This window comes from Mycoplasmopsis meleagridis, assembly GCF_900660695.1.
Lineage (GTDB): Bacteria > Bacillota_I > Bacilli_A > Mycoplasmatales > Metamycoplasmataceae > Mycoplasmopsis > Mycoplasmopsis meleagridis.
Window position 1 is genome coordinate 497985 of the sequence record NZ_LR215042.1, and the last position, 12773, is coordinate 510757.

The window sequence follows — 12773 nt, forward strand, 5'->3', positions numbered from 1 at the left end:
AATTAAAAATTATTACTTGCTTGATGTTGGTGTATCTGCAAATTTATATTCAGTAGGTACATTTGCTAAAGAAACGCCATTAGGAAATAAATGTGTCTTTATATTTGGATTATATGATTCTAATGCTTGACGATACGAAGTTCTTTGATCTTTACCAGTTCCATAAATTAAATCGTATTCTTCAAGTTTGTACTTACCATAGAAATTATTATAGTCATTGCCATTGCTTCTAAATGCTTGAATATAAGCAGTTTGAGCAATACCATTACCATCAGCTATAGCAAAGTTAATACCTAAAATATTATTATCTACATCCCTAAATGATGAACCTGAAGCCCCACCTAAGGGTGCTCATGAATTTAATGAGTAAGCTAATCCATAGTTAGTATAAGTATCACCTTTATAATCTGATTTAGTATCTTTGATAAAGTTAAACTTATAACCTTCATTTTTCTCAGCATAAATTACAGGGCTAACTAAAGTTAGATCGAAAATACCTGGAGTATTAACATCATTTCTAATACTATAAGCTTTATTTAGCCCTCCACCTAATTCTTTAGTAAAGACTCTTCCTTCTGTTCTATTGTAATCGGCTATATAGTAAGGTTTATTTACTCACAATGATTGTGATGATTCATTAATGTAATCATCATTTGAATATGTTTTTTTGATGAAATTATCACTCTTAGAATCAGGGAAACCTAAAGAAATAAAGTCAACATCCGCTTTTGATACAGAAACTTCTCTATTATCTGTTGTTCTAACATTAACTTTTTCATTGATAAGATTTGAATAAGTTTGACTTAAAGTTTTAGAAGCAAATTTAAATTGTCTGCTTTTATCTCAAGTTGCATAACCATTTGTAGCAGTTTTAGCTAACTCATGCGCATTTTGAACAACATGTTGTTTAGTTCTATTGTTTGTATATGAATAACTAGTGACACCACTTGGATTATTAAAATCGATTTCAATAACAGCAAAATCAGCTGCTTCTTGAACATTAGATAAAGATGAAGTGCTCTTCAAATAATCCTTAGGTGAAGAATTAAGAAAATCTACACCAGCATAAATTAATTTTACTTGTGAAGGTTTTAATTCATATCTATCAACACTATTATCTAAGCCCATAACTTTTAGGTCTTGATCAATTGGCACACTATCATTGAAATGGCTAAGGAATATTGTTCTAGTTGCACCAACAAAATCATTTAGATGTGCTTTAGCTTCATTTCACTGTTTACCATAAATTGGATATCATTTTTCTTCTGCCATTTTATTTTTTGCATCAATAGCACTCTTTAAATCGCCCAATTTAACTTGATCAAGTAATTTATTATATTTATCTACTTCAGCTGGATCTTGGTTAGTTTCAGCAATTCTTAACTTAGCCTCATAACCAGCGATTTCATCATTGGCTGCACGAATTTTATCATCATATTCTACAGCCATTTCATCAAAAGCTTTTTGGGCTTGGTTATATTGATCCAAGTATTTTTTATGGTTCTTTGCTTCTTTTTCTAAATCATTTTGATTAGTATATCTTAAACCAGTATTATTTTCAGTTATAAAACCAGCCGCAACGTGAGCATTAGTTGCTAAGAATCATTTTGTAGGATAGCCGCTATCATCTAATTCTCAATCTAACAATCATGCCGTACCTTTAAATATTTTGATATATTTATTATCTTTGACTTCGTCTCTAATTTTTTCATTCATATTAACGAATTCAATAGCATAACTTTGTAAAGCTACATCCTTATATTTTTGGTTAGGCAAATTTCTTGCTAAACCTCTATTATTTGGCACTGAATCTCAATATGCCGCTTTGACAGAATCACGAATAGGATTTAAAGTAATAGTGCCATCCTCATTAGCAACCGAAAAATTTCTAGCTATTGCACTTTCAAAAGTAGGCTGTCCTGCTTGTGCAGCTTTTTCATCATATTTTTGAATTTGCTCTGCATCTAATCTAGGTAAATCAGTTAACTTAGAATTTTTTAATTTATCTTGGTAAGTTCCAAAATTGCTTTGCAAAGCGTCAACATAAGCATCTAATTCTGCTTTAGTTTTTTCTTCTTTAGATAATTTGCTTCACTTTTCCTTGTCATTTGCTAATTCTGGTTTACCTGGAATATTTAATCTTACACTAGAAGTAGATTGCGTTCCGGGAAAAACAGGCGTAGGGCCATAGTCCTCTACTTCAACTGATCCTTCTTTACCTGCTGCGCTAGATGAATTATTTTGAGTATTATTATCCGTATTATTATCATTATTAGCAGGATCTTTTTCCTCGCTATCTTTGTAGGTAGGACTATTATCATCATTTGTATTATTCGTATTGTTGCAAGAAGCTGCAAAAGGAATAATTGCACCACCTAAAAATAAATTTGAAAGAAGTAATCATTTTTTATTTTTCATCTTACCTCACTATATTAAATATATTAATAAAGTATATTTAATTATAGGGTGCGCAAAAAAAAAAAAAAAAAAGAGTATTTTCTTCTAAAATGAAAAAAATAATTTTCTCTTTTAAAAAGTTTAAATTTGCCTACAAAAGCAAAAATTGTATTTATAATTCTAATTTTTTGCTTTTTATTAACTCTCGTATAAAATAAGATTACTAACATTTTTAGGAGTTATAAAATGGTAAAACTTACTGAACAAGAACAAGTGCGCAGAAATAAATTAAAAGATTATGCAAACGATAATATTATCGTTTTTAAAAAAGCATACAATTTGGGCGAATTAAGCTATTCAAAAGACATTTTGGACGAATTTCAAGAGGTAAATAAAGAGGTAATTGAAAGTAAAAATATAGCTAAAAATATTAGCGGTAGATTGATGAATAAAAGAGGCCCTTTTTTAGTAATTCAAGATTATAAAGGCCAAATTCAAGCTTACTTTAACAAAAAAGAATTACCTGACTATGATAAACTTGTAGAAAGATTAGACATAGGTGACATTGTGTGAATTAATGGTTTAGTGATGAAAACTAACACTGAAGCAGTTTGCATAAGAATTAACAAAATAGATATTTTAACTAAAGCTTTAAAACCTCTTCCTGAAAAATACCATGGTCTAGTTGACACTGAAGAAAGATATCGTCGTAGATATGTTGACTTAATAATGAACAAAGAATCACGTGAAAGATTCATATTAAGAACTAAAGTGGTGCAATGAATTAGAGACTATTTTAACGATTTAGGTTATTTAGAAGCTGAAACTCCTTTTTTACATGATTATTTATCTGGTGCTGCTGCAAAACCTTTTAAAACGCACCATAATGCTTTAAATCAAGAATTTGTTTTAAGAATAGCTACAGAAATTCCTCTTAAAAAATTAGTAGTTGGTGGTTTTGATAGAGTTTATGAAATGGGGAGAATTTTTAGAAACGAAGGCTATGATACAACACACAATCCCGAATTTACTACTATAGAATTTTATGAAGCATATTCTAACGTTGAAGGAATGATGAATAGAACTGAAACTTTACTTAAAGAACTTTGCAAAAAAATCGGTAAAAGTAAGTTTATGAATAATGGTATTGAAGTTGATTTATCTAAACCTTTCAAACGTTTAAATATGGTAGATGCAGTTAGTGAAGCAACTAAAGAAGATTTTAGAAAAATCAGCTTAGAAAAAGCAAAAGAAGTTGCCAAAAAGTATAATGTAAAAATTGAAAAATTCTTTACTATTGGTCATATTATCAATGCTCTATATGAAGAATTAATTGAGCACACTTTAATCCAACCTACCTTTGTTTATGGTCATCCTATCGAAATTTCACCTTTAGCTTCAAAAGCAGATGATCCTAAATATACTGAAAGAGCGGAATTATTCATTAACACAAAAGAATATGCCAATATGTATACTGAATTAAGTGATCCAATTGATCAATTAGAAAGATTTGAATCGCAATTAGAAGAAAAAAATAATGGTAATGACGAAGCAAGTGATATTGACTATGATTTTGTAGACGCACTAGAATATGGAATGCCTCCTGCTGGCGGTTGTGGTATTGGAATTGATCGTTTAATCATGCTTTTAACAGAAACTAGTTCAATTAGAGATGTTTTATTATTCCCAACTTTAAGAAGAATTAAAGAAAATAAATAGAAAAATTTATTTTCTTTTTTAAAATAATTTTTTATTGATTTAAATAGATTTATAAAAAATAAACTGGTTATCCAGTTTATTTTAATAATTTTAAGCAGCTAATTTAGGATTTGATTGCCCCATTTTGAAAATATATATTCCAAACCCGCTACTAATAATTAATAATGACATAAGGAAATATCCCAATCATTTGCCATTGTTATCTATAGTTGGTTCATTTTGCCCTTCTGAAACAACTTTATTTACTTCTGCATATGATAATTTAGAGCTTGGGGCTGCAGTTATTAATAAAATTGTAAATAAAATTATTAATGCTGTAATTGCTATAGCAACTATTCCATAAGTAAAACTATTTTTAATAAGAGGAATTATTTTTCAAATCATTAAAAAGACTGTTGTTGCTAATAAAGCTATAAAAAGGATAAATAAGAAAAAGGCAAAGATTGTAGTTCCATTAGTTGCACTATTTGATAAATTAAGTAAATAACTAGCTTCTGTTGCGCTTGTGCCATTATTTACTGAGATGAAAAATGTCGTTAATCATTTCGAATAATGAAAACCTAAAAGTGCAAATTGTGAAGGTTTATCGGCGCCACTAATGTAGGTAAATAATTTTACATTTCCACCAGCATCAAATAATATCCAAGTGAAAATTAAATAAATAATAAATATAATTAGGAAAATAATTGGCAAGAAATAACTAGTTTTTACCATATCTCTTTGAACAAATAATTTAACTTTCTTAACTTTTTTATTCTTAATTTCTTCTTCATTTTTTTCTAAAGTTAAATTATCTGTTTCTAAATAAGTAGTTTTTTCTTCGACAAAATTATTTTCTTTTGTAAGAGAATTTTCTTCTAGAATCATTTCTTCTTGTTTAAATGATTCACTAATTTGTTCTTTTGGTTCAACATTTTCTTTTAAAACGGTTATTTCTTCTTTATTTTCTTCTAAAGATTCATCATAAACTTTTGCAATTATTGTTTTTTCTCTAATGAAATATTCTTTTCTATTTCAAATACTTTTCTCGCTTTGCTTATCTTTTCAAAATTTCCCTAAATTAATATCTCTAGACATTATTTTTCTCCTTCGATATTTGAATTTTTAGCAAAGAGATTTAATAATTCTACTAATTCGTTTGTATTCATACTTTGATAATCATAAGGCAAGATAATTTGATCGTTAAAGAGAACTTTAGCAGCATTATTTTTAATTGCTTCTTCATATTTAGAATTTGAAGAGTCGATTGTTTCACTATTTAAAACAATAGTTGGCTTGAAAGTTCAATCATTTGTAAAAATATTTTGATCATAGAAAGTAAATTTAAAGTTATTTTTGTCATTTGCTGCTTTATAGTCATTAACAGCTTTTTCAACGTCTAAATATTTATATTTGCCATCTTTATCTTTAAATTCAATATAACTAACTAATTTATGATTTATTCTGCTATAGGCAACACTAACTTGAACTTCACTTACTCTATTAAAATACATAATAAAGGCAAACATTCTAGCTACATCAGGGGCTTGTGCACCATAGTTATCTATTCATTCATTTTTAATGCTTTTTAGTGTTCTAATTAATCTATTTTTAGCTGCTAATTGCAGTGAATTATTATTTTCTGTAGCAGTTAAATTTGAATATCTATTATTGTTATCTGCATTTTCAAAGAATTTTTTAGGATCTTTAATGAATTCATATCATTTATCCGAATTTATTTCAAGAGCTTCCCTAAAGAGTGCATTTGATTCAGTTTCATCAGTAAAAGTTAAATTTTTTCTCAAAGCTAAGAAAATTGAAGGCATTGCGGCTTGCATACCGTTAACAGCTTGATTATTATTAATTTTTAAGCCGTTTTCTATGGCATATTTAAGCATTTCGCTTAATCCTTCACTATAACTATTTGTGTTATTTTGAGCAAAAATTTCATTGAATTTTGTAAAGAAATAAGTATAGAATTGATCATAAGTTTTATAAAGCAACGTTGGTGAAGAGAAAGAAACTTTATTACTAATTGCTTCAAATTTAATAATTGATTTGTATTTAGTTAAAAATACATAGTTAAGTGGAGTGTTTTTAAAAAAGTGATTAATAACTGCCAAAATATCTTTATAATCAACGAAATTAGCTAATTTATCGCTGTATGTATCAATGAAATTTGATATTCATCTAATGTTTGCGTAGTTTTGATTATAGATAAAATAAATTGATTTATTTATGAAAAGATCTGAAAGAGCTTTTTGTGCTTCTTGGACTAAATTAGAAACATTTTTAATTGCCTCGTTAGTTCTGCTATTTAATTCGTTTCTATCATAGGAAGCAAATTTATTTTCCACAGTTTGATCTAATTGTTGTTTTTCTTCAGGTGTTAAATTATTTAAATCCTTATTTAATTTTTTCAATTCTTCATTCTGAATTTCTAATTTAACATTTTCAATTGTCTTTTTATTTGCTGCTTCTCTAATAGCAGGATCATTGTTTAATTCTTCAATATTTGTTTGAAAATTTGATTTTAATCTAATAGGAAAATTTTTAGCATAATCAATAACATTTTTTGTTTCTTTATCAACATTAATTAAACATGACGAAGCTAATAAAGGAGTAAAGGATGTTGCCAAAAAGCCTATTGATAAGCTTAGTTTGCTAATTTTTTTCATATAAACCTCAATTAAAGAACCGCATTATATTTTCATGACTTAAAGCCAGAATAACAAATGTATGATCCCATTAAAATAACTACAATTGATAAAGCAACAGCGCCTATAGCATATGAACGCTCTACTTGTGCATCTAAAACAACATCGCTACCTAATTGCACATAGTTTAAATTAGCATCAATAATATATTCGGCATTAACAATAACAACTGAAGTTAGACAAAGCACTATTATGGCAATAATAAGGAGAATAAGTCAAATAATTGTTTTAGTTTTAACATTAGCTTTTTTCATATTCTATCCTTTAATTGCACTTCCTTGTCTTGAAATAGAAGCCATAATACGTTTTCTAAACAATAAGTAGAAACCAAACATAGGAGCAATAGCAAGTAAAGCACCAGCTAATTTAATACTTTGTAACAAAATAACTTGTCCATCAGGTTGTTGTTCTTGACCAACCGAGAATAATCATAATGAAAGCACTTGGAAATTACCATTAGATACTAATGAAGGTCATAAATATGAATTTCATGAAGCTAAAGATGTAAGAATAACTACAGTTAAAGTTGTAGGTGTAACTAGGGGAACTGCGACTTTAAAGAAGTATTTAGCACCAATAGCGCCATCTATAGCAGCTACTTCTTTTAATCTACTTGGAATTGATGAAAAAGCATTTCTAAACATTAAAGCAGTAAAAATTGAAGCAATGAAAGGAACTGCTATAACTGCAATAATTCCTGTGAAATATTTTTTAATTTCGGTTAATTTATCTAATTCAGTAATAACCCTATATTGTCCAGAAAGTAATGCTACTTCAGGTAAAACTAATAAGGCCATAAATAAGCTTCAAATGATATTTTTACCTTTTCAGTTTTTAAATGAGAAGGCATAACCTGCAAGCATAGTTACAAAAGTTTTAATTACAATTGAAAATAAAACATTTACAAAAGTTAAAACAAATCCATCGCCATATTTAGTCCCTGAATTAGAAGTAGTTGCTGCGGTAACAAAGTTAGATCAAGTTCACTCTCTAGGAATTAAAGTAAAGGTAGTTTTTAATGCTTCAGCTTGTTCACGAGGCATTAAGGAAATCATTATCATGAAGAAAAAAGGAAAGAGAATAACTAAAGCAAATAAAACTAGACCAAATAATTTAAGGCCAAAGCCAAAAGCCATAAGGGCAAAACGGGTTTCATGTACTTGTTGGGTGGTAATTTCTTTATTTTTGTTTAGCTTTATATTCGATCATAACTTTTGAATCTTTAATCCGATTTCAAACATTGTATTCTCCTTTATTGATTGAAACTTTTAAAATCGTATTGAAACCACCACGAATAAGAGTTGAATAACACACTCCGATTAAGAATAAAGCAAGTGCAGCTGAACCAGCATAGTCATATTTACCTTCTTGAGTAAATCTATAAACATAAAGAATTAATGATGCCCCACCATTAGTTATTGCTTTAGCTGGTACGTTGTCAAAAATTGCTAATGGGAAAACTTTTATTCCGTTAATAATTCCCATTGTGATAAGAAAAGTTGTTGTTGGCTTAATAGCTGGTAAAGTGATTGTGAAAAATTGTTTAACATTACCAATACCGTCAATTGAAGCTGAACGATATTGATTTTTATCCACAGAAAGCATAGCTGTAGTTGCAATTAAGATATTGAAAGCTAATCCGCCTCAAATTCCTTGTGAAATAATAGGCACTAAAGCTCTAAAAGAAAATTGATCTCCCGATTCTAATCAGCCATAGGTTCCTAAACCAAGAATTTGGTTAATAACTCCTACAGGTGAAAAAAGTTGGATAAAGAATAAAGAAATTGCAACCGCACTTGTCATATATGGTAAGAAGAAAATTGTTTGTCAAAATCCTCTTAATCTCTTACTAATAACATTTGCTATTAACGAACTTATAAGTAGTGAAAACATCATAACAAAAGGTAAAACAATAAGTCCGTAAATAACTGAATTTCTAAATCCTACTGCAAAGGCAGGATCGGTTAAAACGTTTCCAAAGTTTTGAAAAGTAAAATAAGTTACTTGATTAGCATCAGTATTAAAAAAGGCACTAACAATATTCAAAACAAGAGGAATTACTGTGAAAAATAAAAGCACAATTAAAGTAGGCAATAAAATACCGATTGGTTTATATGCAGCTACTGGTTTGTCAATGATTGAACCGGCTAATGATTCAGTTCTATTTTCGCTTTGTTTTGCAGCACTTATTTTGTAAAGAAAAGGTAATTTAAACGATAATTTAGCTCAAAATTGGTTACTAAATTTCATATTCAACTCTTCTTTCAGTTAATTCATCAAATAAGTGTAAACGATCTTTAGGTAGGTCGAAATAAATCGTGTCACCTACTACATAATTTAAACGATTATCAATTAAAAAATTAGCTTCTACAGTATCGTGTACTTTAACAATTAATTTACTTTCTTTACCAAAATTTTCTACAGCTTTAACAATTCCAGAAAAACTGCCTTGACCTTGTTCTCTAACTATAAAATCTTCTGCTCTTAAGCCCACTGCAAAAGCAGCTTTATCTACGTTAGCAATTTTTATACCTTTAATTTCCTGATCAAAAATAGTTAAAGTTTCGTCTTGATAATTACCAGGGAAAAGAGCCATTTCAGGCATTCCTAAGAAACGAGCCACAAATTTATTTTTAGGTTTTCTATATAGTTCCATTGGTGTGCCAATTTGTTGTACTTTAGAAGTAGACATACATACAACAATATCACTAATAGACATAGCTTCTTCTTGATCGTGGGTAACAAAAACTGTAGTAATACCTAATTTTTGTTGAATTTCACGAATTCATTGACGAGTAGAAATTCTTAATTTAGCATCTAGGTTAGATAAAGGTTCGTCCATTAAAAGAATTTGTGGACTTTTAACAATAGCTCTAGCAATAGCAACACGTTGTTGTTGTCCCCCAGAAAGTCTTGTTGGTTTTTTTTGTAAAATAGGAAGAATTTCCACTTTTTTAGCAACTTCTAAAACTGCTTCATGAATTGCTTTTCTAATGGTAATAATATCTTTATTTAATTCAACAATTTTTGCTCTTTGCTCTTGAGTTAAAGGAGCATTTTTGAGTTGTTTATCTTCCATCATAACTTGTTTTAAGTTATATTGAATTTCAACTTCATCTAAAGCTTTTTTAAAATTATTAAAAGCTAAGTATTGAAAATATTTATTATTGCGTTTAAGTTGATTTAATTCACTACTATTATTTTTTTTGCTTTCTTGAAATTCGGCTTTTTTAAGCGCTAAATGTTGTTTTGCTTCTTGGATTAATGGTTCGTAAGTAGCTATTTCTCTAGCTTGATTATTGTAGTATTTATAATAAAGTAAGTTTTTCATTAAAGCATTTTCAACTTTTAACAATTTTAATTTGGTATTAATTGAAAATTTACTTTGATCTTCCTTACGTAAATTAACTAATAATTCTTGAGTTTGATTAATTAATTCTTTAGCTTCTTCACTATTTTTTGGTTTAACTTTTTTCAAACTAATTTCAGAATTTAAAAATTCAGATTGTTGAAAATTGCTTTCATCTAAAACTTCGCCATTATTTTTGATAATTTGTAATTCATCAGTATAAACTGTTTTTTGTGAATTATATGATCTATTCAAACTTTCTAAAGCCTTGAGAACTTCCTTAGAAACAGCTGATAAAGCAGCAGTATAGTGCACTTTGGCCATTTTGTATTCTGTTTCTGCTTTTTCAAGTTCTTCACGATCTTTGATAATTTTATTAGTAAGTTCTAATGAAGATTCTGCCCCGATTTTACGATAAATTCTTCAAAGTTTTCTAAGTTCATTTATTTTGTTAGCATCTAAACCTAGAGCTTGTAGGTAAATATATTTAATTTCGTTAATTGCATTATTTTTATTCATAATGACTTTGTTTTGTCATTCAATATCATTTTTAAGTGGGAATGCAATATTAGCATATACACTCATATGAGGATAAAGAGCATAATTTTGGAAAACAAAACCTAATTTTCTCTTTTGTGGAGGTAATTTAGTTACATCCTTACCTCTAAAATAAACATTACCACTAGTAATAGTTAACAAACCAGAAATAGCATTCAAAGTAGTTGTTTTTCCTGAACCTGATGGTCCTAATAGAGTAACCAAAGCTCCTTCTGGAATAGTAAAACTAACATCATCAACAGCTAATGTTTCACCAAAATCAATAAAAACATTTTTTAACTCAATAGCTGGGTGATCTTTTTTACTATTTTTATCAGACAATTTTTCGCTTAATCTACTAAATTCAGCTAAATCCTCTTCACTGTAATTAGAATATTTAGATTTAAGCGAATCAGTTATTTTACTAATTAATTTCATGTATTTCCTTATGAATTATTTGTATCTGTTGATTTGTCGCTTGATTTTTCTAAATTTAAAAACCTGTCATAATAACCTGTTTCATAAATATTTCCTTCTCTATTTTTGCTTAAAAAAGCATAAACTGAAGAAGGTTTCATAATATAAATAGATGAATTAACACCATCTCCATCTACGAAATTTTTATAAAAACCTCTTTTATTTATCATTGCTTCATTAAAAGCATCAGCTAATTGGATAGTACTATAGTGGAAACTATCTCTTTTTTGGTTAATAGCGTTTTTAACATCATCTTCTGAATAAAGCGGTAAAGTTAAACCTGCATTAACAATTTCAACTGTATAAGAATATTCAAAATTATTTCCAAAGAAGAAATCTCCTAAGTATCTTCCAAAAGCATCTTTTTCTGCATTACCGTTAAATACTACTTTGATTTTTGTTCCCGCAGGGAAATTAGTTTCACCAAAAGCTGAAGAAAGTTCGGCATATTGATATTCAAAAGGACTTGAAGTAAGAGTTCCAACATGTTTTTCTGGAGTATCGATTCCCCTAATTCTTAACTTAAATTCTGTTTGGTTAATAAAAGCGTCATGAAATTCATTATAAAGAGGTGAATCAAGAGGAAAATCTTGAATAACTTTAAAATATACAGTATCACCATCTGCTCAACGAGTAATTTCAGCTAGTGCTGAAGAATTAACTAGTTCATCTCAATTAACATCAATTTTTTTAGCAATTGCTTTATCAAATCTAGTGTTAAGAGAGCTTGGTAAGGCAAAATTAATAGTTACATTATATTCTCTACTTACCGTTTTATTAAGAGCGCCTTCTCATTGATTAGTAGTAGTATTTAAAACAAAAACTTTGTAAGTTACTACTCTTTTAGTCGTAAAGTCTTTATTTGCTTCAGTAGTTTTTTCTGTATCTGTAACTTTTGGGTTAAGAATATTATTGTTGTATTCTAATAATATTTTTTTGCCGCTCGATAAATCTACTACATAATAAGGATTTAAGATCTTATAAGAAGGTACATAATAAACATTATCTGCTTCCTGATCTTTAATTTTCAATTGAATTTGTGATTGGTTTAAAAGATTTTGTATTTCTTCTAATTCTGAGCTTGTTAATGAAGTATTGAAGTCATATAAATCAAGATATTTATCATCTACGATAGTTTGTTTATAAGTATACCTAATGCCTCTAAGTTCTTCCATTTGAGAATTTTGAGATTTTAAATCTTGAGAAAAAACTTTATATGTATCGGTTTGTTTAGTATAAGAAGCTAATTTAACTTTTTCATTAGCTGTTTCTTTGTTAGTGGCTTTAATTTCTTCTTTTGACGAATTATTTCATTCTAATTTGTAATTAATGTTTATTGTTCCATTTGAATATGGAATAGTTACTTCTTTATTTATTTTAGAACCTATACCTAAAGCAGGAATAACTTTATCAATAAAGAAATTATTGTCATTTAGTCTTGAGTTAATAATATATTGTCTTTCTTTATCTTCCGGGGTTAATTTTATACTTTCTTCTTTTGTTTCTTCGTTTTGGCATGAAACAGCAAGAATAGTACCAAAAGTACTCAATGTTAATGATGCAAGAGGAATAAATAATTTTTTAAACTTTTTCATAAT

The 12773-nt window shown here is 28.2% G+C and carries 9 protein-coding genes; 1 reads left to right on the forward strand and 8 read right to left on the reverse strand.

What is annotated here, in order from left to right; all coding sequences use genetic code 4:
* Window positions 1-12: 12 nt before the first annotated feature.
* Window positions 13-2418, reverse strand: coding sequence for an Ig-specific serine endopeptidase MIP (gene mip / locus EXC33_RS02040; protein WP_052716985.1), 2406 nt, complete (start codon window positions 2416-2418; stop codon window positions 13-15).
* Between the two features lie 225 nt (window positions 2419-2643).
* Between mip and lysS the strand changes: the two genes are divergently transcribed.
* Entirely contained in the window at window positions 2644-4116 is a 1473-nt protein-coding gene (lysS, locus tag EXC33_RS02045) for a lysine--tRNA ligase (protein WP_046096820.1), read from the forward strand.
* A gap of 90 nt (window positions 4117-4206) precedes the next feature.
* Here the strand turns inward: lysS and EXC33_RS02050 are convergent, their stop codons facing one another.
* From EXC33_RS02050 to EXC33_RS02080, 7 genes are read right to left on the reverse strand one after another with little or no spacing between them, the layout of a single operon-like run.
* Window positions 4207-5193 (reverse strand): hypothetical protein, encoded by a 987-nt coding sequence (locus EXC33_RS02050; RefSeq protein ID WP_046096819.1) that lies wholly within the window; start codon window positions 5191-5193, stop codon window positions 4207-4209.
* Complete coding sequence (locus EXC33_RS02055; protein ID WP_046096818.1) at window positions 5193-6773, reverse strand: hypothetical protein; 1581 nt, start codon at window positions 6771-6773, stop codon at window positions 5193-5195. Before EXC33_RS02055 ends, EXC33_RS02050 begins: the two co-directional genes overlap by 1 nt.
* 11 nt (window positions 6774-6784) lie before the next feature.
* Window positions 6785-7066: a hypothetical protein gene (locus EXC33_RS02060; RefSeq protein WP_046096817.1), complete on the reverse strand. Its 282-nt coding sequence runs from the start codon at window positions 7064-7066 to the stop codon at window positions 6785-6787.
* 3 nt (window positions 7067-7069) lie between these two features.
* Window positions 7070-8053, reverse strand: a complete 984-nt coding sequence (locus EXC33_RS02065; protein WP_046096816.1) for a carbohydrate ABC transporter permease — start codon at window positions 8051-8053, stop codon at window positions 7070-7072.
* The gene (locus EXC33_RS02070; protein ID WP_046096815.1) at window positions 7992-9062 is read right to left on the reverse strand and encodes a carbohydrate ABC transporter permease; all 1071 of its coding nucleotides are present in this window, start codon (window positions 9060-9062) and stop codon (window positions 7992-7994) included. The genes EXC33_RS02065 and EXC33_RS02070 overlap by 62 nt, the downstream gene beginning before the upstream one ends.
* Window positions 9052-11136, reverse strand: coding sequence for an ATP-binding cassette domain-containing protein (locus EXC33_RS02075; RefSeq protein WP_046096814.1), 2085 nt, complete (start codon window positions 11134-11136; stop codon window positions 9052-9054). The genes EXC33_RS02070 and EXC33_RS02075 overlap by 11 nt, the downstream gene beginning before the upstream one ends.
* 8 nt (window positions 11137-11144) lie before the next feature.
* Window positions 11145-12770: a hypothetical protein gene (locus tag EXC33_RS02080; protein ID WP_046096813.1), complete on the reverse strand. Its 1626-nt coding sequence runs from the start codon at window positions 12768-12770 to the stop codon at window positions 11145-11147.
* Between the last annotated feature and the right edge of the window lie 3 nt (window positions 12771-12773).